The sequence below is a fragment of the Arthrobacter ruber genome (genome assembly GCF_002954225.1).
Taxonomy (GTDB): domain Bacteria; phylum Actinomycetota; class Actinomycetes; order Actinomycetales; family Micrococcaceae; genus Arthrobacter_D; species Arthrobacter_D ruber.
Genome location: NZ_PPTH01000015.1, coordinates 399,524 through 420,686, shown reverse-complemented (window position 1 = coordinate 420,686; position 21,163 = coordinate 399,524). Strand labels below are relative to the sequence as shown.

The window sequence follows — 21,163 nt, the reverse complement described above, 5'->3', positions numbered from 1 at the left end:
CATCGAAGGGATCGACCGCCATGACCGCAACACCGACCTCGCCGGCGACGCTGCACGGCGCCACCACCACCACCATCGACACGCCGGACGGGGCCTTCACCGTGATCGAGGCCGAAGGCGCCGTGCTGTCCTCGGGGTGGACGGATTCCGCCTCCGAGCTCACGGGGCAGATCCATCCGAGCATCCGCGGCCACCGCTTCGATCCCGGCGCCTCCTCCCTCCAGCCGATCCTCGATGCCGTGTCCCGCTACTACGACGGCGACTTCGACGCCGTCGCGTCGGTGCGGGTGCAGCAGGCCTCGGGCCCCTTCCGGGTGCACGCGTGGGAGGTCCTGCGCACGGTGCAACCGGGTGCGCCCGTCACCTATCGCCAGTACGCCGAGCGGGCAGGCAATCCCGCCGCGGTCCGTGCCGCCGCCGCTGCGTGCGCCAGGAACGCCGCCGCCCTCTTCGTCCCCTGCCACAGGATCATCAGGACGGACGGCAAGCTCGGCGGGTTCCGCTGGGGACTGTCCGTCAAGCAGCGGCTGCTCGACCGCGAAGCGGGCCGCCCGGTCAGCCCCTGACCCTTCCGTCCAGGGACGGCCGGGCCTGACCTCAGGCGTGGGCGACGAGCCGCTGGCGGGCAGCCATGTCGCGGTAGAGGTCGTTGCTGCCCAGGAGCTCCTCGTGCGTGCCGATCGCCGCGACCCGGCCGCGGTCGAGAACCACGATCTGGTCGAAGTCGGCGATCGTCGAGAGGCGGTGGGCGACGACCACCACCGTGCGATCACGCGAGGCCTCCCCCAGCGTCTGCTGGAGGAGCTGCTCGGTCCGGGAGTCGACGGCCGACGTCGGCTCGTCCATCAGGAGCAGCGGACGATCGGCGAGGATCACGCGCGCCCAGGCCAGGCGCTGCCGCTGGCCACCGGAGAGCCGGATACCGTCCTCACCTAGGTTGAGGTCCAGGCCGTCGTCCGAGCGTTCCCCGAGGTCGTCGAGTCCGACGGCGGCGAGCACCCGCCGGAGCTGGTCGTCGGTCGCCTCGGGTGCTGCCAGCCGGAGATTGTCCGCGAGGGTCCCGCTGAGCACGGGCGCCTCCTGCTCCACGAGACCGATGCGTGCGCGGATCCCGGACCGCGGCAGCTGCGGCAACGGCGTGCCGTCGAGCGTGATGCTGCCGCCCGTCGGTTCGTAGAACCGCTCGAGCAGGGCCAGCACGGTGGACTTGCCGGCGCCCGACGGCCCGACGAGCGCCGTCCTGCTGCCCGCGGCGACGGTGAAACTGACGCCGTCCAGGACCAGCGGGCTGTCGCCCTCGAACAGGCCCTGGTCCCCTGCCGCATCCGGTGATGCGGTCCGTCCCTGCTGATCGCGCGCCTCGTCGGTGGGCTCGTCGGTCGTGACCGGTGCGGCGCCACGGGGCGCCTCCTCCGCCACGGCGTACCTGAAACTCACGTCCCGGAGTTCGATCGTTCCGCTGGGGACCGCCCGTGCCGCCGTCGGGGACGACGGACCCGACGCGGCGGCCCCGGTGGAGGGGCCGGCCGTGAGGATCTCCGCCTCGTCCGAGCGCTCGGGGTCGAGCCGGGCGATCTCCTGGATGCGGTCCAGCGCCGCGAGCCCGGACTGGATCTGCACGAAGGCGCTCATGGCCTCCCCGATGGGTACGACGAGCAGGAACAGGTACAGGATGAACGCGATGAGGTCACCGAGGAGCAGCTCCCCCGCCGCGACCCTGATGCCACCCACCGTGAGCACCACGATGAAGGCACCCTGGATGCAGATCGTCATGATCGGCTGCACGGCCGCCTGGAGGCGCGCCATGGCGATCCCGGCCCGGTAGGCGCGGGTGGCCTCGACATCGATGACCGCGGCTTCGCGCTGCTCGGCGACGGAGGCCTTGATGGTCCGGATGCCCGACAGTCCCCGTTCGACGGCTGCGGTCATCGAACCCACCGCGTCCTGCACGTCGCGGCTCCGCTTGCGGATGATGCGGCCGAGGAACAGGACGCCGCCCGCACCCAGCAGCACGGCGGACAGCGTGATCCCGAACAGCAACGGATCGATCAGCAGCATCAGGACGACGGCCGCGCAGAACATGAGGACGGAGGACACGATCTCGAACAGGCCGGACGTGATGACGCTGCGCATCAGGGTGGTGTCCGAGCCGACGCGGGAGATGAGATCGCCGACGCGACGCCGGTCGAACTCACGGATCGGCAGGGCCAGCAACTGCCCCACCAGCGACCGCCGGACGCTGAGCACCACGGACTCGGCGGTCCTCTGGAGGAGATAGGCCTGGGCAGCCGCCACCACGGCACCGGCCAGGGTGACGGCGACGAGCAGCCAGACGAACGTCGTGGCCGGCCGGCTCGCCGACACGGCGTTGACCAGCTGCTGGACCATGAGCGGCTGGGCGATCGCGAGTCCCGTGGAGATCAGGGAGACGACGGCGACCAGCACGAGCACGCGGACGTGTCCCCGCAGGTAGGGGAAGAATTCCCTGAGCGTGGCGCGCTGATCGGTGGGCTGCATGCACACACACTGCGCCGGGCACCGCGGCCTGTCAAAGGACTTCGCGGCGGGCGTAGCGGGGTCCTGCATCCTGGTTCGGGGTGGCGTCCAGCGGCCGGCGCCCGGGCGGGGTAGACGATCAGCTGTCCGGTTTCTCCGCCTGCGGGGACGTGGTGTCACCGCTGTCGTGGTTCTCCGTACCCTGCCCGTCGTGGACCCGCTTCAGTGAGATGCCCTCGAGGAAGGCGGGTACGGGAGGGTCCTTCTCCTCGTCGGATGTCATGCACGACATCCTACGGACGGTGGCCTCGTTCCTCGTCCCCGTGGGGTTCTCCGGATCCTCGGGGTGCAGGTCCGTGACCGGCCTACCGCGCGCGATGGATGAGGGTGTGAAGGACGGCCGATCCGGTCGCGGTCCGCTGCGTGGTCGGGCGCCGGGACCTGTCGTAGGCGGCCAGAGCGCGATCCACGTGGTCGTGCGCTTGGAGCTCGCCCACGAGGGACAGCGCGTCGAGGATCGCCTCGTTCGCGCCGCGCCCGAGGTCCGGTGTCATGGCATGGGCGGCATCCCCGATGAGCGCCGTGTTTCCCAGGTGGTACCGCGGCAGCCTCCGCGCCAGGTGCTGGATTGCATGCCGCAGGATGCTTTCCTCATCGATGCGGGCAATCGTGGCGCCCACCGCCCCGTCCCAGTGCCCGAACAGCCTCCGAAGCTCGTCGAGGTGTGGCTGCGGCGACGCCCGCCCGGCAGGCACCACCGTTGCCGTCGCGTACCAGTTCGTCCCCCCGCCCGGCCTGCTACTGATACCGAAGCGGCGTCGCTGGCCCCAGTATTCGGTCAGGCCCGACGTCGTCACGGCCGCCGTCCCGCGCCACACGGTGGTGCCGACTGCTGTTGCGGAGTAGGCAGGACCGAACAAGGCGTGACGCAGGGTGCTGTGGAGACCGTCGGCTCCGACGACCAGGGCGGCCTCCGCCCGCGCACCGGGGAGGTCGCCTCCCGCCAGAGGGCGACCGAGGACGAGTGCGTTCTCCGGCAGCGAGTCGCGGAGCAGGCCGACGAGGTCCGATCGCTCGATCAGCACGGAGCCGGATGGGGCCCGGGAAGGGGAGATGGGCCGAGCTCTGCGCGTACGGAGTTGAAGGCCTGTGAGCGGGACGGCCAGGGCCTCGAGACCGGGGCCGATGCCGAGGGATCCGAGCCCCCGCACTGTCGCCCGGTGCAGCAGGACCGCCGTCCCGGAGGTGCGTACCTCCGGCTCCTGCTCCAGGACCGTCACCGACCATCCCGCACGGTGCAGCCCGAGCGCGGCGGTGAGCCCCGCGATCCCCGCACCCACGACCGTCGCCCTCGCCATGCCGCGACGGTACCACCGACCGGGAGTGTGCCCGGACCCGGCACGCGCTCCGGATCCATGCCTCGGACTCCCCGTCGTCAGCGGTGGCCCTCGCGGCCGGTCGGCGACGACTCGTCGCGTCGGACCGATCGGTGCGCGGCCCCGGAAGGAGCCGCACACCGATCGGTATCAGTCCGTGGCGTACCCCGCGACGCCGTCGAGCTCGGCGCGCAGGGCGGCGAGCTGACGCCTCACGGCGGTCGGGGCGGTGCCGCCCTGCGCGTCGCGGCTGGCCAGGGACCCCTCGACGGTCAGGACCTCGCGGACCGCGGGCGTGAGGTGCGCGGAGATCCCTGCGAACTCCTCGTCCGTCAGGTCCCACAGCTCCACGCCGCGCTGTTCGGCGACGCGGACCGCAGCACCGGAGAGCTCGTGGGCCTCGCGGAACGGGACACCCTGCCGGACGAGCCACTCGGCGATGTCGGTGGCCAGGGCGAATCCCTGGGGTGCCAGCGCCGCCATCCGTCCGGTGTCGAAGACGAGCGTCGCGATCATGCCGGAGACCGCGGGCAGGAGGACCTCGAGGGTGTCGACGGCGTCGAACACCGGCTCCTTGTCCTCCTGGAGATCGCGGTTGTAGGCGAGCGGCAGACCCTTGAGCGTCGCGAGCAGACCCGTCAGGTCCCCGATCAGCCGGCCGGCCTTGCCGCGGGCGAGTTCGGCGACGTCCGGGTTCTTCTTCTGCGGCATGATCGAGGAGCCCGTGGAGAAGGCGTCGTCGAGCGTGACGAAGGAGAACTCCTTCGTGGCCCAGAGGATGATCTCCTCGCTCACGCGGGACAGGTCGACGCCGATCATGGCCGTCACCCAGGCGAACTCCGCGTAGACGTCACGCGAAGCGGTGCCGTCGATCGAGTTGTGGGTCGCGGAGAAGAAACCGAGATCCGCGGCCACCGCCTCGGGGTCGAGGCCCAGCGACGAGCCGGCCAGCGCGCCGGACCCGTAGGGCGAGACACCGGCGCGCCGGTCCCAGTCCTGCAGCCGCTGCACGTCGCGCAGCAGCGCCCAGGCATGGGCCAGCAGGTGGTGGCTGAGCAGGACGGGCTGCGCGTGCTGCAGGTGGGTCCGCCCGGGCATCGGCACCTCGAGGTGTGCCTCCGCCTGGTCGACGAGCGCGCCGATCGTCGCGAGGACGCCGCGGGCGATGATCCTCGCGTGGTCCCGCAGGTACATGCGCCCGAGCGTCGCCACCTGGTCGTTGCGGGAGCGTCCGGCCCTCAGTCTCCCGCCCAGCGCCGGACCGGCGCGCTCGATGAGGCCGCGCTCGAGGGATCCGTGCACGTCCTCGTCGCTCTCCGCGGGCAGGTAGGCCCCCGATCGCACGTCGGCGTCGAGGCGGTCCAGGGCGTCGATCATCCCGGCCAGCTCGGTGTCGTCGAGCAGGCCGGCCCGGCGGAGCACGCGGGCGTGGGCTCGGGAGCCCTCGATGTCGTAGGTGGCCAGCCGCCAGTCGAAGTGTGTGGACTTGCTGAGGGCCGCGAGGGCGTCGGCGGGGCCGCCGGCGAAGCGGCCGCCCCACAGCGAGCCCTCATTCGTCCCCGAACGCTCCCCTACCTCGCTCCGCTCGGCCGGGGACCCCTGCGCACGTGGGCCCACCGAACGCTCCCCTACCTCGCTCCGCTCGGCCGGGGACCCCTGCGCACGTGGGCCCACCGAACGCCCCCCTACTGCTTCGTCGTTCGCTGGGACCATCAGGCGCCCGCCCGCTGGTCCCGGCTCGAGGCCACCTTGGAGGACAGGCCGAAGATCTCGATGAAGCCGCGGGCCATCGACTGGTCGAAGGTGTCGCCGGAGTCGTAGGTGGCGAGGTTGAAGTCGTAGAGCGCGACGTCGGAGCGGCGGCCCGTGACCGTCGCGCGGCCACCGTGGAGGTCCATGCGGATGTCGCCGGTGACGTACTTCTGCGTGTCGTCTACGAAGGTGTCGAGCGAGCGCTTCAGCGGGGAGAACCACTGGCCGTCGTAGACCAGCTCGGTCCAGCGCTGGTCGACGGTCTTCTTGAAGCGGGCCTGCTCGCGCTCGATGGTCACGTTCTCGAGTTCGCGGTGGGCGGCGATGAGGGCCATGGCGCCGGGGGCCTCGTAGATCTCGCGGCTCTTGATGCCCACGAGGCGGTCCTCGACGATGTCGATGCGGCCGATGCCCTGGGCACCCGCGCGGCGGTTGAGCTCCTCGATGGCCTGCAGCGGGGTGACGGCGTGACCGTCGATCGCCACGGGGATGCCCTCCCTGAAGGAGATGGTGACCTCGTCCGCGGCGGGCGGGAACTCGGGCGACGCCGTGTAGTCGTAGACGTCCTTGGTGGGACCGTTCCAGATGTCCTCGAGGAAGCCCGTCTCGACGGCCCGGCCCCACACGTTCTGGTCGATGGAGAACGGGTTCTTCTTCGTGGTCTCGATGGGCAGGCCCTTCTCCTCGGCGAAGGCGATGGCCTTGTCGCGGGTCAGGGCGAGGTCGCGCACCGGGGCGATGCACTTCAGGTCGGGGCCGAGGGTCTGGATGCCCACCTCGAAGCGCACCTGGTCGTTGCCCTTGCCGGTGCAGCCGTGGGACACGGTCGTGGCGCCGAACTCGCGCGCCGCGGCGACGAGGTGCTTGACGATGACGGGGCGCGACAGCGCCGAGACGAGCGGGTACGCGTCCATGTAGAGGGCGTTCGCCTTCAGGGCCGGCATGCAGTACTCGGTGGCGAACTCCTCGCGGGCGTCGGCGACGTACGCCTCGACAGCGCCGCAGCCGAGGGCACGCTGGCGGATGGTCTCGAGCGACTCGCCGCCCTGTCCGACGTCGACGGCCACGGCGATCACCTCGGCTCCGGTGGCTTCGGCGATCCAGCCGATGGCGACGGAGGTGTCGAGTCCGCCCGAGTAGGCGAGGACGATGCGTTCAGTCACGGGAAATGCTCCTTCGATGGTCCGGGCGGGCGCCCGTGGGGTCTGTGGGTGTTCAGGTTTTCATGGCGCGGCCGTCCGGCGCAGGTCGAACACCGCCGCGCAGGCGTCAGGTGGGTTCGGCGGGTCCCTGCGGCTCCTGCGCGAGTCCGAGGAAACGTTCGGCGACGGCGGCACCGCCGTCGGCGTCCCGACTCACGAGCATCACGGTGTCGTCCCCGGCGATGGTCCCGAGGATCGTCGGCATCACCGAGTGGTCGATGGCCAGGGCGAGGAAGTTCGCCGCGCCCGGCGGCGTCCGCAGGATGACGATGTTGCCCGAGGACTCGGCCGTCACGAGCAGCTCGTTGCAGAGCTTCGCGAGGCGGGCGTCGAGGATCTCCTGGGAGACGGCGCTCTGGACGTGACGCCCTCCCCCCTCGACCGGGACCGCGTAGATCAGGGCGCCGTCGGCCCCGCGGACGCGGACGACGCCGAGCTCCACGAGGTCCCGCGAGAGCGTCCCCTGGTTCACCTGCACGCCGTCGGCGGCGAGCAGCGCCGCGAGCTCGACCTGCGAGCGCACCGATCGGGCCGTCAGCAGGTCGGTGATCCGGGCATGACGGGCGGTCTTCGTGGTGGGGCGGGCGGAATCGCGCTGGACGGTCACGACGGTCCTTCGGCCGTGCCCGGCGTTCCCGACGCCGCGACGAGCCAGGTCATGAGTGCCTTCTGGGCGTGGAGCCGGTTCTCCGCCTCGTCCCAGACGATCGACTGGGGCCCGTCGATCACGTCTGCGCTGATCTCGTACCCGCGGTAGGCGGGCAGGCAGTGGAGCACGACGGCGTCGGGCGCGGCGAGGGCCAAGGCCGCGGCGTCGACGGCGTAGGCGCGGAAGAGGTCCTTCCGTGCCGCCTTCTCGTCCTCCTGGCCCATGGACACCCACGTGTCCGTGGCGACGACGTCGGCGCCGGCGAGCGCGGCGGCGGGGTCCGTGGTCACGAGGACCGACCCCCCCGTCTCGGCGGCCCGCTGCTCCGCCGCGGCCACCACCGCGGGGTCGGGGAGGTAGCCGGCGGGACCTGCGATGCGCACGTGCATGCCGGCCGTCGTCCCGGCCAGGAGGTAGGAGTTGGCCATGTTGTTGGCGCTGTCACCCAGATAGGTCATGGTCAGGCCGGCGAGGGTCCCCTTGTGCTCGCGGACGGTGAGGAGGTCCGCCAGCAGCTGGCACGGGTGGTAGTCGTCCGAGAGGGCGTTGATGACCGGGACGCTCGAGGCAGCGGCCATCTCCTCGAGGCCCGCCTGGGCGTAGGTGCGCCAGACGATCGTGGCGACCATGCGCTCCAGCACCTTCGCGGTGTCGGTGATGGACTCCTTGTGCCCGAGCTGGGAGTCGCCGGCCCCGATGATGAGCGGCACCCCGCCGAGGTCGGCGATGCCCGCGGCGAAGGACACCCGGGTGCGGGTGGAGGTCTTGTCGAAGATCACGGCGACGGTCCTGCGACCGGCACCCTCGCCGGCGTAGGGGGCGTGGGAGTAGGGGCTGGCCTTGAGCTCCGCGGCGAGGTCGAGGACCTCGGCCTGCTCGGCGGGTGTCAGGTCCGTGTCGACGAGGAAGTGGCGGGTCATGCTGTTGCCTCCCGGGCGGTCGTCAGGATGGAGGGCAGGGCTTCCAGGAAGGTAGCGGCCTGCCCGGTGGTGAGGATCAGCGGCGGCGCCAGGCGGAGGGTGGCCGGACCGGTCGCATTGATGATGAAGCCTGCGGTGAGTGCCGCCTGGACCGCGGCGGGTGCGTACCCGCCGTCGAGGTCGAACCCGATGAGCAGCCCCTCCCCCCGCACGGCCGTGACGCCCTGCAGCCCGGAGAGGTGCTCCCGCAGGTAGGCGCCGACGTCGGAGACGTGCTGCAGCGCCCCGGTCGTCTCCAGCACGTGGAGCGTGGCGAGTCCTGCCGCCGTCGCCACCGGGTTGCCGCCGAAGGTGGTGCCGTGCTGGCCGGCGGAGATCAGCGTCGAGGCGTCCTCCCCGAAGGTGACGAGCGCACCGACCGGGAACCCGCCCCCGAGTCCCTTGGCGAGGGTCATGGCGTCCGGGAGGACGCCGTCGACCCACTGGTGCGCGAACCAGCGGCCCGTCCGCGCGATCCCCGTCTGCACCTCGTCGAGGATCAGCAGGGCACCGTGCTCGCGGGTGAGCGCGCGGGCGGCGCTGAGGTACTCCGGCGAGAGCGGGCGCACGCCGGCCTCACCCTGGATGGGTTCGAGGACCAGGGCGGCCACCGTCTCGTCCATGGCGGCCCTGAGGGCGTCGACGTCGTCGAAGGGCACGTGCTCGACGCCGCCCGGGAGCGGTTCGAACGGCTCCCGGTAGGCCTTCTTCGAGGTGAGGGCGAGGGCTCCCATCGTCCTGCCGTGGAAGGCGCCGTCGAGGGCGAGGATCCGGTGCCGCTGCGGCGTGCTGTTGCGGCGCGCCAGCTTCACGGCGGCCTCGAGGGCCTCGGCGCCGGAGTTGGTGAAGAACACGCGCGAACCGGCGGGGGCCTGCGCGAGCCCCAGCAGCTTCTCGGCGAGCGCCACCTGTGTGGGGCTCGTGAAGAAGTTCGAGATGTGGCCGAGGGTGGCGAGCTGGCTGGAGACGACCGAGGTGACGAACGGGTGCGCGTGCCCCAGGGCATTGACCGCGATCCCGCCGAGGAGGTCGAGGTACTCGTTGCCGTCGGCATCCCACACGTAGCACCCCGACCCGCGGACGAGCACGCGCTGCGGTGTCCCGAAGACACCCATCAGCGCCTCCCCGTAGCGCGCGAGCCAGTCGGCGCCCGAACCTGCTCCGGCGAGGACCTCGGCGCTGTCCGTCGTCGGGGCGACGGCGGCGTTCCGGCCCGTGGCTGCTGCGACGATCTCGTTCACGGGCGTGCTCCCTGGGGTGCGGTGTCCTGCGTGGGGTGGTCCGGGACGATCTGCGTGCCGATCCCCGCCGTGGTGAAGACCTCGAGCAGCATCGAATGCGACAGTCGGCCGTCCACGATGTGTGCCCGTTCGACGCCGGCCTCGACGGCCTGGAGGCAGGCGGTCATCTTGGGGATCATCCCCGACTCCAGGCTCGGCAGGAGCTCACGGAGCTCCGACGCGGCAAGTGAGGAGATCAGGGAGGTGCGGTCCGGCCAGGCGGCGTACAGCCCCTCGACGTCGGTCAGGATCACGAGCTTGGAGGCACCGAGCGCTGCGGCGAGCGCGGCGGCCGCGGTGTCGGCGTTGACGTTGAGCACCTGCTGCGTGGCCTCCCCGTCGGCGTCGTACTCCGGGGCGACGGTGGAGATGACCGGGATCCACCCGGCCTGCAGGATGTCGAGGATCGCGCCGGGGTGCACGGCGGTCACCTCGCCGACCAGGCCGAGGTCCACGGGCTCGCCGTCGACGACGGTGCCGGTGCGGACGGCGCGGAGCAGGCCGCCGTCCTCGCCCGAGAGCCCGACGGCGTAGGGCCCGTGGGCGTTGATCAGGCCCACGAGTTCGCGGCCCACCTGCCCGGTGAGGACCATCCGCACCACGTCCATCGCCTCGGGCGTGGTCACGCGGAGTCCACCCTTGAACTCGGACTCGATGCCGAGCTTCCCGAGCATGGCGTTGATCTGCGGCCCACCGCCGTGCACGACGACGGGACGGACGCCGACATGGTGGAGGAAGACGATGTCGTCGGCGAAAGCCCGTCGCATGGCGTCGTCCACCATGGCGTTGCCACCGTACTTGATGACCATCGTGGTGCCCGCGAACCGCTGGATCCAGGGCAGTGCCTCCATGAGCGTGGCCGCCTTGTCCTGCGCCCTCAGGGTGGAGGCCGACGGCGTCGTGCCGGTGGTGCTGTCCATCGTGTCTCCCGTCAGCTCGAGTAGGCGGAGTTCTCGTGCACGTACTCGTGCGTGAGGTCGTTGGTCCAGATCGTGGCGCTCGCGGGCCCGGCGGCGAGGTCGATCTCCACGATGACGTCGCGTGCGGTGAGGTCCACGAGGTCGCGGGGGTCCCCGATCCCGCCGTTCCGGCAGATCTGCACGCCGTTCATCGCGACGTTGAGCCGGTCGGGCTCGAACACGGCGTCGGTGGTGCCGACGGCCGCGAGCACCCGGCCCCAGTTCGGGTCGTTGCCGAAGATCGCGGTCTTGAAGAGGTTGGAGCGGGCGACGGCGCGGCTGACCACCTCGGCGTCGCGCTCGGAGGCGGCGTTCACGGTCGTGACCGCGATGGTGTGGCTCGCCCCCTCGGCGTCCTGGATGAGCTGCGCGGCGAGGTCGAGGCACACCTGCGTGAGGGCCGCGGTGAACTGGGCTTGGTCCGGGGCGATGCCCGCGGCGCCGGAGGCGAGCAGGACCACGGTGTCGTTGGTCGACATGCAGCCGTCCGCGTCGGTCCGGTCGAAGCTCACGCGCGTGGCCTCCCGCAGGGCGGCGTCGAGGGCCCCGGGGTCCAGGGCGGCGTCGGTGGTCAGGACCACGAGCATGGTGGCGAGGCCCGGCGCGAGCATGCCGGCGCCCTTGGCCATGCCGCCGATGGCGTAGCCCTCGCTCGCGGAGTCGGCGGTGGCCGGATAGCGCGCCTCCTTCGACACGGTGTCCGTGGTCCTGATCGCCTCGGCCGCGGCGGGCCCCCCGCCTCGGCCGAGGGCCCCGGCGGCGTCGGTCACCCCGGCGAGGAGCCGGTCCATGGGCAGCTGCTCCCCGATGAGCCCGGTGGAGCACACGAAGACGTCGGTGGCCGAGACGCCGAGCAGGTCGGCGGTCACCTCGGCCGTCCGGTGCGTGTTCTGGAAGCCCTCGGGTCCGGTGCAGGCGTTCGCTCCGCCGGAGTTCAGGACGACGGCGTCGACGCGCCCGTCGGTGACCACCTGCCGTGACCAGAGCACGGGGGCCGCGGCCACGCGGTTCGAGGTGAACACGGCTGCCGCGTTGTGCAGCGGGCCGTCGTTGACGACGAGGGCGACGTCGGGCTTGCCGGTGGTCTTGAGGCCCGCGGCGACGCCGGCGGCCCGGAACCCGCCCGGATAGGTGATGCTCACGGTGCGATCCCCTGGATGGTCAGGCCCGCGGTCTCGTCGAGTCCGAGGGCGATGTTCATGGACTGCACGGCGCCGCCGGCGGTCCCCTTGGTGAGGTTGTCGATGGCGCTGCTGACGATCACGCGGCCTGCGTGGGCGTCGAAGGCGAGCTGCAGCGCAGCGTGGTTCGATCCCAGGACGGACTTCGTGGCAGGCCACTGCCCCTCCGGCAGGACGCGGACGAACGGCTCGTCCACGTAGGCGGCCTCCCACGCCTCGCGCAGCTGTGCATACCCGACACCGGGCTTCACGCGCGCCGTCGCCGTCGTCAGGATGCCGCGGGCCATGGGCGCGAGGGTCGGGGTGAAGGACAGGGAGACGGGCTCACCGGCCGCGAGACCGAGACCCTGCTCCATCTCGGGCGTGTGGCGGTGGCCGCCGCCCACGCCGTAGGGGCTCATGCCGCCCATGACCTCGGAGCCGATCAGGTTCGGCTTGGCGGCCTTACCCGCACCGGAGGTACCGGACGCTGAGACGACGACGACGTCGTCGGGCTCGAGGAGCCCCGCCGCGAAGCCCGGCGTGAGGGCGAGCAGCACGCTCGTGGGGTAGCAGCCCGGGACGGCGATGCGCCGCGCGCCCGCCAGGTCCGCCCGGGTGCCGGGGAGTTCGGGCAACCCGTACGGCCAGGTACCGGCGTGGGACGAGCCGTAGAACTTCTCCCAGGCGGCGGGGTCGTGCAGCCGGTGGTCGGCCCCGGCGTCGATGACGAGGGTGTCGGGTGAGAGCTGTGCGGCGATGCCGGCGCTGGCCCCGTGCGGAAGGGCGAGGAAGACGACGTCGTGCCCGGCGAGCACCTCCGGCGTGGTGTCCTGGAGGACGCGGTCGGCCAGGGAGTGCAGGTGGGGCTGGAGCTCGCCGAGGAGCGACCCGGCGTTGCTGTGGGCCGTGATCGCCCCGATCTCGATGTCCGGATGGTTGGCGAGCAGGCGCAGGAGTTCCCCTCCGGCGTAGCCACTGGCGCCGGATACGGCTGCGGTGAACGTCATACGACCCACTCTACAGCAACTCCATGCATGCCATCACATACTTATGCACGCCGCCGTGGCTCCGGAGAACCGCTCGGTCTTCCTCCGGCAGCTGTTCGGTCTCGACGGGCGCGTGGCACTCGTGACCGGAGGAAGCTCGGGTATCGGCAAGGCCCTCGCCCTCGCCCTCGCGCTCGCGGGAGCGGGCGCACATGTGCTCGTCGCTGCACGGACTGCCGCGGCGATCGATGCCGCCGTCGAGGAGATACACGGAGCAGGGGGCTCCGGTGCCGGCATCGTCGCGGACCTGTCGACGCGCGAGGGGGCTCATGTGCTCGCCGACACCGCCGGCCGGGTGGACATCCTGGTGAATTCGGCCGGCATCAACCTCCGCCCGCCGTTGCCCGACCTCGACGAGGCCACCTGGGATGTGACCGTGCGCGTGAATCTCGAGGCGCCCTTCATCCTGGGCCGGCGCCTCGCACCGGGGATGGCCGACCGCGGTTTCGGACGGCTGATCCACATCAGCTCCCAGCAGGCGCACCGTCCCTTCGCGTCGAGCGGCGCCTACGGGGTGTCGAAAGCGGGCATCCAGGGCCTGGCCCGATCGCAGTCCGAGGCCTGGGCGCCGCACGCTGTCACGGCGAACGTCCTGGTGCCCGGGTTCGTGCGGACTCCCCTGAACAGGCGGCTCAGTGCGAACCCGGCCACCGTCGAGGCCCTGGCGAGACGCACGCTCATCGGGCGGAACGGTGTGCCGGAGGACTTCGCAGGAGCAGCCGTCTTCCTGGCCGGCGCGGCGTCGGCCTACGTCGTGGGACAGTCGCTCGCCGTCGACGGCGGCTTCTGGGTGCACTGAGTCCCCGGGAGGGGCGGCCGACGCCGGCCGGTCGCGCTCCCCGCGACGGCCGACCACAGGGCGGTCCTCGGACGGACGCACACCGGGAATAGCATGAGGACACGCCACCGAAAGGATCAGCACCATGCCCTCAGCTATCGTCGTCCGCCAGTCCGGCGGACCAGAGGTCCTCACGCTCGAGACCAGCGGACGCCCCGCACCCGGACCCGGCCAGCTCCTCGTGAAGGTCGCGGCCGCCGGCGTCAACTTCATCGAGACCTACCAGCGCAGCGGTGCCTACGCCGTCGAGCACCCCTTCACGCCCGGGGCCGAAGCGGCCGGCACCGTGGAGGCGCTGGGCGACGGCGTCACGGCATTCGAGCCGGGTGACCGGATCGCGTTCGCCGAGGGCAAGGCCACCTACGCGGAGTACGCGCTCGTGGACGCGGACCGCGCCCTGCCGGTGCCCGACGGCGTCGACCTCGAGACAGCGGCCGCCCTCCCCCTCCAGGGGATGACCGCCCACTACCTGATCAACTCGACCTTCCCCGTGCGCGCCGAGCACACGCTCCTCGTCCACGCGGGTGCCGGCGGCGTGGGCCTGCTGCTGATCCAGCTGCTCAAGGCGAAGGGCGCGCGCGTGATCACCACGGTGTCCACCGCGGAGAAGGAGGACCTGGCGCGCGGTGCCGGCGCCGACGAGGTCCTGCGCTACGAGGGCTTCGCCGACGCGGTACGGACCCTGACAGACGGGACGGGCGTGGACGCGGTGTTCGACGGTGTCGGCGCGGCGACGTTCGACGAGTCGCTGCGGTCACTCCGCGTCCGGGGCACGCTGGTGCTCTACGGCGCGGCGTCCGGGGCGGTACCGCCCTTCGACCCGCAGCGCCTGAACAGCGGGGGCTCCCTGTTCGTCACCCGTCCGACGCTCGTGCACTACCTGCTGTCCCCCGAGGAACGGCGCTGGCGGTCGGAGGAGCTGTTCGGCGCGGTCGCCTCGGGACAGCTCGACGTGAGGATCGGCGCCCGGTACCCGCTGGCCGACGCAGCCCGGGCGCACGAGGACCTGCAGGCGCGCCGGACCACCGGCAAGGTGCTCCTGATCCCCTGATCCCCTGATGCCCGGTTCGTGGGGCAGGGTGCGCGGTCACTTCCAGTACGCCTCGAGGCAGGCCTCGGGTCCGGTCCGGGAACCGCCGCCGGACGTTCCGAGGAGGAAGGCCGCGCGCCTGTCCCGCGCCGTGCCGTGACCGGCTCCGAGCTGCGGCACTCCCATCGCCGCCACGGATGAGAAGGCCCTGTCGACGGCGCTCCCGTCCAGATACCGGGGCGCGTACTGCGCGGCCATCCATGTACCGGCGAGGCAGTCGGCGATCAGCTCCCTGTTGGCTCCGGTGAATGCGGGGATCGGGTCGGCGAACTTCTCGAACCAGTGGAGTGCGAGCTCGTGCTGGATGTGGTGGCCGAATTCGTGGGCGAGCACCAGGGCCACGGCGAGGTCGCCGTCACCTCCCGTGGAGCGGTCGCCGCTCCACAGGCGCAGGAGTGTCGTCAGGGGCAAAATGATCATGCCGTTGTCGGAGTCGCTCGTGCCGGAGGGGCCTTCCGGGTCGGCAGGATCGTGCGGATCGGCGGGGCAGTAGTAGGCGTTGGGGTGGTCGTGCTCCACCGTGAGGCGGTGCGTACTGCCGGGAGCCGCACAGTGCGAGGGGTGGGTCCTTCCCGGCGGGATGAGGGTGTAGTACACCTCGGGTTCCCCGAGTCCGTTCTCCTCGAACCAGGCGACCCAGGCCGCATCGAGCGCCCGGAGCACGGCGAGGAGGTAGGCGCGTACCTGGCCGGTGGCCGCGGGGTACCGGATGCCGCTGGGGGGCGCAGCGCCTCCCTGCAGGGCCGGGTCCATCTGGCGCAGGCAGGACGTGCCGGGCGGCGGGTCGCACCCGTGGATGCCGGGCGCCGGTCCGGTCTCGGGCGGCTGGACCCTCGACGTCGGAGGGCCCGGGGAGGACGGGGCCCATCGTCCGGGGATCCGGTCCTCCCCACCGGTCCGGATCCGCCGGGGAAGGACCGGGACGTCGGCGGAGGCGCCTCCGGAGTGCTCGTCCGGACCGGCGGCGGGGTACATGAGGTGGCCAGCCAGAGGACCGCCACGCAGAGGGCGGGCAGGCGACGGAGTAACCGATGGGTGCCGGACATGGGCGCGGCTTCCGACGGGTCGTACCGGTGCGGGAGGGCTCCCCATCGTGCCCGCACCGCAGGTTGTCGAGGGGCAGGGCCGTGCCCTGCCGGGACGCCGCGGCTCCCGCGATGCTGCAGAGGCCAGGAGAGGAGAGCCGAGGTCCGAAGTTGCCGTTCCGGCGGCCGAAGCCGTCGAGGCGACCATTGTATTTCTCCGGATCCCGCCGGGATCCGTATGTCGCCCATCTCCTGCTACATGACGCCCTCATGACGGACATCCCACGGAGCAACGCCTCGGGCGCCGGTCGGGCGGGGATCCGACCGGGGCACCGGGGGCAGTCCTGCCGCCCCCGGTGCCCCGGTGGTGCCTAGCGCTGTACCGCGCCGAACCGTTCGGCGGCGAGGGCCACGGCGGCGTCGCGTGCGGCGCTCGCCTCGTCCGCGGTCAGGGTGCGGTCGGGCGCCCGGAACCGCAGGGCGAACGCCAGCGACTTCCGCCCTTCCCCGATGCCCTGTCCCGTGTACACGTCGAACAGGCCGACATCCTCGAGGAGTTCTCCGGCCCCCTCGCGCAGGGTCTCGAGCACCTCGCCTGCCACGACGCCGGCGTCGACGACGAGTGCGACATCCTGGGTCGCGGGCGGATACGTGGACAGCGGGCGCGCCACGATGACGTCCGCGGCGGCGTCGAACAGCAGGTCCGCGTCGATCTCGAGCGCCACGGTGCGGGCGGGCAGGTCCTGCGCAGCGAGGAGCTTCGGGTGGAGTTCGCCGGCGTACCCCAGCACCTCGCCGCTGCGCAGCGTGAACTCGGCCGTGCGGCCAGGGTGGAAGGCCTGGTGGCTCCCCTGCCGCACCACGACGTCGACGCCGGTCACCTGTGCCATGAGCCGCACCAGGTCGACGGCGTCGGCCCAGTCCCAGGACCGGGGCATGCCACCGGCCGACGGCGGGACCTCGTGGCCCGTGAGCAGCGCGGCGATGGTCAGCGGCTGGTCGGGGATCCCGGCGTACAGCGCGTCGAGCACGGCGTCGTCGGGCCTGATGCCCAGTGGCGGGATGGACTCCGTGCCGACGGACGCGCCGGGCAGGAAGACCGCACCGGATTCGAACAGGGCGAGGTCGCGGAAGCCCCGGGAGTGGTTCCGCTTCGCGAGCTCGACCAAACCCGGGAGGATGGACCGGCGCAGGTACCCGAGTTCGGCGCTGAGCGGATTCGCCAGCTTCACCGAGCCGACGGCGGCTCCTGCCTCGGGGCTGCCGAAGACCGCGTTGGACCGTTCGCTGACGAAGGGGTAGGAGAGCACCTCGGTGAGTCCTGCGGCCGCGAGGGCGTTCAGGAGCCGGCGGCGCTGCTGCTGGACGCGCGTGAGGCCGCGGCCCGGAGGGGCGACCGGCAGCGTGGACGGGATGGTGTCGTACCCGACGAGCCGGATGACCTCCTCGGTCAGGTCCTCGCGGGTCTCGAGGTCCGTGCGCCAGCTCGGCGCCGTGACACGGTAGCCTCCGTCCGTCTGCTCGACGGTGGCTCCGAGATCGGTCAGGGTGCCACGAATCTGCTCGTCCGTGAAGTCGCGTCCGATCAGGCGGGCCGGGAAGTCGGCCGCGAGCTCGATGACGCGCGGCGCGGGAGCCTGCCCGACGTCGGTGGCGGCGTCGTCGACGGTCCCGCCGGCGAGCTCGAGGAGCAGCTCGACGGCGCGCTGCGCGGCGACGTCGGCGATGTGCCAGTCGACGCCGCGCTCGAAGCGCCGGGACGCCTCGGAGGGCAGCCGGTGGCGGCGCCGCGAGCGCCCGATGCTGACGTCGTCGAAGTGGGCGGACTCGATCAGCACATTGCTCGTGGCGTCGGAGACCTCGGTGGACGCGCCGCCCATCACGCCGGCGATGCCGATCGGACCCGAGGCGTCGGTGATCAGCAGGTCCTCGGCGTCCAGCGTGCGCTCCCTGTCGTCGAGGGTGCGCAGCGTCTCGCCCTCCACGGCACGCCGCACCACGATGTCGCCCGAGAGCTTGTCGAGGTCGTAGAAGTGCAGCGGCTGCCCGAGGTCGAGCATCACGTAGTTGGAGATGTCGACCACGAGCGAGATGGACCGGATCCCCGCCAGGCGCAGGCGCGCGGACATCCACGGCGGTGTGGGCCGGGTGGGGTCCACACCGCGCACGGTGCGCGCCACGAACCGGTCGCAGCCCGGCGTGCCGTGGATGGGCGCGGCGTCCTCGAGCCGGACCGGATAGCCGGTGCCCACGGCGGGAGGCACGACGACGCCGGCGGCGGGGTCCGTGAACGGCGTCCCGGTGGCGTGGGCGTACTCGCGGGCGACCCCGCGCAGGGAGAAGCAGTAGCCGCGGTCCGGTGTCACGTTGATCTCCGCGGCCTCGTCGTACAGGCCGAGCAGCTCCATGGCGTCCGTGCCGACCTCAGGGTCGAGCCCCAGGGTGGAGAGCACCAGGATGCCGTCGTGGTCGTCGCCGATGCCCAGTTCCCGGACGGACGCGATCATGCCGGCGGACACGTGCCCGTAGGTCTTGCGCGGGCTGATGCGGAAGTCGCCGGGCAGGACGGCGCCCGGCAGCGTCACCACCACCTTGTCACCCTCGACGAAGTTGTGCGCACCGCAGACGATGCCCTGCACTCCGGACGGGTCGATGCCGTCCCCGGCGAGTGTCTGCTCGGCGCCTTCGGGGACCACGCGGACCTGGCACCAGTTGATGGTCTTGCCGTTGGACTGCGGCTCCTTGACGGCGCTGAGAACCTGGCCCACCACGATCGGCCCCGTCAGTTCGTCCGTGGGGCGGTGGACGTCCTCCTCCTCCAGCCCCACCTTCACGAGCTCGGCCATCACGTCTTCCGCGGTGGCGTCCGCGGGCACGGCTGCGTACTCGCGCAGCCAGGACAGTGGGATTCTCATCTAGATCTCCATCCCGAAGTGTTCGCTGAAACGTACGTCGCCCTCGATCATGTCCCGCATGTCGCTGACCTCGTTGCGGAACATGAGCGCCCGCTCGATCCCCATGCCGAAGGCGAAGCCGGAGTAGACCTCCGGGTCGATCCCCGTGGCGCGCAGGACGTTGGGGTTGACCATGCCGCAGCCGCCCCACTCGATCCAGCGCGGGCCGCCCTTGGCGCCCGGGTGCCAGATGTCGAGCTCCGCACTCGGTTCCGTGAAGGGGAAGTAGTTGGGGCGCAGGCGGACCTTCGCGTCGTCCCCGAAGAGCTGCTGCGTGAAGTGCTCGAGCGTCCCCACGAGGTCGGCCATGGTGAGGCCCTTGTCGATGGCGAGGCCCTCGAACTGGTGGAAGACCGGGGTGTGGGTGGCGTCGAGCTCGTCCGTGCGGAAGACCTTGCCCGGGCACAGGACGTAGATCGGGAGGTCGCGCTCGAGCATGGAGCGGACCTGGACGGGCGAGGTGTGCGTGCGCAGCACGAGGTGGGCCTCGGGCGGCTCGGCGAAGAAGGTGTCCTGCATCTCACGCGCCGGGTGGTCGGGCTTGAAGTTCAGGGCGTCGAAGTTGAACCACTCGGATTCGAGCTCGGGGCCCTCGGCGATCTCCCATCCCATCCCGACGAAGACGTCGCTGACCCGCTCCTGCAGGGTGGACAGCGGGTGCCGGGCGCCGGTCCGGCGCCGGCGCGGAGCCGCGGTGACGTCGACGGCCTCCTCGACCAGGATGCGCGCATCGCGCTCGATCTCGAGCTCGGCGGTCCTGGCGGCGAGCGCCTGGTTGATCCGGCCGCGGGCCGGGCCGATGTTCTTGCCGGCGGCGGACTTCTGCTCCTTGGGCAGGGCCCCGATCCCCCGGTTGGCGAGGCTCAGGGGCGACTTCTCGCCGGTGTGCGCGATCCGCACCGCCTTCAGTTCGTCGAGGTCTTCCGCCGCCGCGATGGCGGCGAGCGCGGCGTCCACGGCCGCGGCGACCGACGAGGCGTCCAGCGGATCGGGGACCTGGGCCTCGGGGCCGTCGGGCGCGGCGTGATCTGGGGTTTCGGACATGGCGGTGATTCACCTTGCACTCGTGCGGCGGGCGGCCGATGGGGGCGGGCCGTGCCGTGGACAGGAAAACGCCGGGTCGCAGCGGGGCGCACCGGCGTGTCAAGTCTAGGCGACCCGCTCGGCGACGCCGCAACCGCCCGCGCAAGCAGGGAGCCCGTCCTGCTGACCCGCCACGCGTGCTTCAGTAGGATGGCGGCATGAACCGGAGGCTCGTGCCGCTCCTGAACTGGATCAATCTGTCGACGCCGTGCGGCCTCTTGGTGGCCGCCCTGTCCGGGTGCCGGGTGTCGGTCGGCCCGGACGGCATCCTGCTGGCCGAGGGCTACCGGCGGCGCCTGCCGAAGGCCAGGGCCTTCACGGTGGGCAGCGTGGTACTGCTCCGGGGCCACGCGCCGCGGGACGCGCCTGCCGGATTCGCCCGGCTCCTCGAGCACGAGGCCCGCCACGCCCGCCAGTACGCCGCCTGCCTCGGTCTGCCGTTCCTGCCGGCCTACCTCACGGCCGCTGCCTACTCGCTCCTGCGCACGGGTGACCCGGCGTCCCGCAACGTGTTCGAGCGCGGAGCCGGACTGGCCGACGGCGGCTACCGCGAGCGGCCCCTCCGACCGGTGGCCGAGGGGGTCCGGGCCGCCGTCGCCGCGCGGCGCGCCGGCAGCTCCTAGGCGCGCGCGTCAGTGCTCCGCGCCGGCGGCGATCCGCACGTCCGTCGCGGTGTCCGCCGTCGTGGTCGCGATGACGACGAGGGCTGCAGCCATCGCTTCCACGGCCAGCCCGGGTTGACCGTGTCCGGCGGCCTGCCCGGTCGAGTAGGGCACGTGGACGAACCCGCCGCGGATCCCGCGCCGGTCCGCCAGGAGGTGCATGAGCGCGTAGAACACGTGGTTGCAGACGTACGTACCGGCCGTCTGCGAGACCTCGACGGGGACACCGACGGCGGCCACCGCCTCATGGCAGGCCTTGATGGGCAGGGTGGAGAAGTACGCGGCCGGTCCGTCGGCGACCACGGGTTCGTCGACGGGCCGGCGTCCCGCGTTGTCGGGGATACGGGCGTCGTCGACGTTGATGGCCACGCGCTCCACCGAGATGCTCGTACGCCCGCCGGCCTGCCCCGCGCACAGGACGATGTCCGGCCGGTGCCGCTCGATCGCGGCTTCGAGCACATCGGCACTCCGGCCGAAGACGCACGGGAGTTCCACGGCCACCGCCTCCCTCCCCCGCCCCCGGAGCACCTGCGCCGCGTGCTCGGCGGCCAGCCAGGACGGATTGGTCGATTCTCCCCCGAAGGGTTCGAAGCCGGTCAGCAGGATCATGGTCCCAGCCTAGGACAGTC

At 72.0% G+C, this 21,163-nt stretch carries 19 protein-coding genes; 4 read left to right on the top strand and 15 right to left on the bottom strand.

What is annotated here, in order from left to right; genetic code table 11:
* Positions 1-20: 20 nt before the first annotated feature.
* Complete coding sequence (locus CI785_RS08475; protein ID WP_105031619.1) at positions 21-566, top strand: methylated-DNA--[protein]-cysteine S-methyltransferase; 546 nt, start codon at positions 21-23, stop codon at positions 564-566.
* 31 nt (positions 567-597) lie between these two features.
* Here the strand turns inward: CI785_RS08475 and CI785_RS08470 are convergent, their stop codons facing one another.
* The 11 genes from CI785_RS08470 to argC all read right to left on the bottom strand — a co-directional run bounded on the left by CI785_RS08470 (position 598) and on the right by argC (position 12,843).
* The gene (locus tag CI785_RS08470; RefSeq protein ID WP_105031618.1) at positions 598-2,517 is read right to left on the bottom strand and encodes an ABC transporter ATP-binding protein; all 1,920 of its coding nucleotides are present in this window, start codon (positions 2,515-2,517) and stop codon (positions 598-600) included.
* Positions 2,518-2,635: 118 nt separating this feature from the next.
* On the bottom strand, positions 2,636-2,779 hold the full coding sequence (locus CI785_RS17070; protein ID WP_157940208.1) for a hypothetical protein: 144 nt from the start codon (positions 2,777-2,779) through the stop codon (positions 2,636-2,638).
* Between the two features lie 82 nt (positions 2,780-2,861).
* Positions 2,862-3,854, bottom strand: a complete 993-nt coding sequence (locus CI785_RS08465; RefSeq protein WP_105031617.1) for an FAD-dependent oxidoreductase — start codon at positions 3,852-3,854, stop codon at positions 2,862-2,864.
* Between the two features lie 168 nt (positions 3,855-4,022).
* On the bottom strand, positions 4,023-5,489 hold the full coding sequence (gene argH, locus CI785_RS08460; RefSeq protein ID WP_240615079.1) for an argininosuccinate lyase: 1,467 nt from the start codon (positions 5,487-5,489) through the stop codon (positions 4,023-4,025).
* A gap of 95 nt (positions 5,490-5,584) precedes the next feature.
* Entirely contained in the window at positions 5,585-6,787 is a 1,203-nt protein-coding gene (locus tag CI785_RS08455) for an argininosuccinate synthase (RefSeq protein WP_105031615.1), read from the bottom strand.
* A 106-nt stretch (positions 6,788-6,893) separates the two neighbouring features.
* A complete protein-coding gene (locus CI785_RS08450) occupies positions 6,894-7,433 on the bottom strand; it encodes an arginine repressor (protein ID WP_105031614.1) in 540 nt (179 codons plus the stop codon).
* Positions 7,430-8,395 (bottom strand): ornithine carbamoyltransferase, encoded by a 966-nt coding sequence (gene argF / locus CI785_RS08445; RefSeq protein WP_105031613.1) that lies wholly within the window; start codon positions 8,393-8,395, stop codon positions 7,430-7,432. The genes CI785_RS08450 and argF overlap by 4 nt, the downstream gene beginning before the upstream one ends.
* Entirely contained in the window at positions 8,392-9,675 is a 1,284-nt protein-coding gene (locus CI785_RS08440; protein WP_105031612.1) for an acetylornithine transaminase, read from the bottom strand. The genes argF and CI785_RS08440 overlap by 4 nt, the downstream gene beginning before the upstream one ends.
* Positions 9,672-10,634: an acetylglutamate kinase gene (gene argB, locus CI785_RS08435; RefSeq protein ID WP_105031611.1), complete on the bottom strand. Its 963-nt coding sequence runs from the start codon at positions 10,632-10,634 to the stop codon at positions 9,672-9,674. The genes CI785_RS08440 and argB overlap by 4 nt, the downstream gene beginning before the upstream one ends.
* An 11-nt stretch (positions 10,635-10,645) precedes the next feature.
* The gene (gene argJ / locus CI785_RS08430; RefSeq protein ID WP_105031610.1) at positions 10,646-11,815 is read right to left on the bottom strand and encodes a bifunctional glutamate N-acetyltransferase/amino-acid acetyltransferase ArgJ; all 1,170 of its coding nucleotides are present in this window, start codon (positions 11,813-11,815) and stop codon (positions 10,646-10,648) included.
* Positions 11,812-12,843: an N-acetyl-gamma-glutamyl-phosphate reductase gene (gene argC / locus CI785_RS08425; RefSeq protein ID WP_105031609.1), complete on the bottom strand. Its 1,032-nt coding sequence runs from the start codon at positions 12,841-12,843 to the stop codon at positions 11,812-11,814. The genes argJ and argC overlap by 4 nt, the downstream gene beginning before the upstream one ends.
* 55 nt (positions 12,844-12,898) lie before the next feature.
* On the opposite strand from argC, the gene CI785_RS08420 reads away from it, so the two are divergent.
* Together CI785_RS08420 and CI785_RS08415 are read left to right on the top strand one after the other, a co-directional pair.
* The gene (locus CI785_RS08420; RefSeq protein ID WP_240615078.1) at positions 12,899-13,681 is read left to right on the top strand and encodes an SDR family NAD(P)-dependent oxidoreductase; all 783 of its coding nucleotides are present in this window, start codon (positions 12,899-12,901) and stop codon (positions 13,679-13,681) included.
* Between the two features lie 124 nt (positions 13,682-13,805).
* Positions 13,806-14,771: a quinone oxidoreductase family protein gene (locus tag CI785_RS08415; RefSeq protein ID WP_105031607.1), complete on the top strand. Its 966-nt coding sequence runs from the start codon at positions 13,806-13,808 to the stop codon at positions 14,769-14,771.
* 36 nt (positions 14,772-14,807) lie between these two features.
* On the opposite strand, the gene CI785_RS08410 is transcribed toward CI785_RS08415, so the two are convergent.
* From CI785_RS08410 to pheS, 3 genes are all read right to left on the bottom strand, one after another.
* Positions 14,808-15,785, bottom strand: a complete 978-nt coding sequence (locus tag CI785_RS08410) for a neutral zinc metallopeptidase (RefSeq protein ID WP_157940207.1) — start codon at positions 15,783-15,785, stop codon at positions 14,808-14,810.
* 421 nt (positions 15,786-16,206) lie between these two features.
* On the bottom strand, positions 16,207-18,750 hold the full coding sequence (gene pheT / locus CI785_RS08405) for a phenylalanine--tRNA ligase subunit beta (protein WP_105031605.1): 2,544 nt from the start codon (positions 18,748-18,750) through the stop codon (positions 16,207-16,209).
* Positions 18,751-19,833 (bottom strand): phenylalanine--tRNA ligase subunit alpha, encoded by a 1,083-nt coding sequence (pheS, locus tag CI785_RS08400; RefSeq protein ID WP_105031604.1) that lies wholly within the window; start codon positions 19,831-19,833, stop codon positions 18,751-18,753.
* Between the two features lie 197 nt (positions 19,834-20,030).
* On the opposite strand from pheS, the gene CI785_RS08395 reads away from it, so the two are divergent.
* Positions 20,031-20,495, top strand: coding sequence for an eCIS core domain-containing protein (locus CI785_RS08395; protein ID WP_105031603.1), 465 nt, complete (start codon positions 20,031-20,033; stop codon positions 20,493-20,495).
* Between the two features lie 9 nt (positions 20,496-20,504).
* Here CI785_RS08395 and pcp read toward each other — a convergent pair whose 3' ends face one another.
* Complete coding sequence (pcp, locus tag CI785_RS08390; RefSeq protein WP_105031602.1) at positions 20,505-21,143, bottom strand: pyroglutamyl-peptidase I; 639 nt, start codon at positions 21,141-21,143, stop codon at positions 20,505-20,507.
* Positions 21,144-21,163 lie beyond the last annotated feature (20 nt).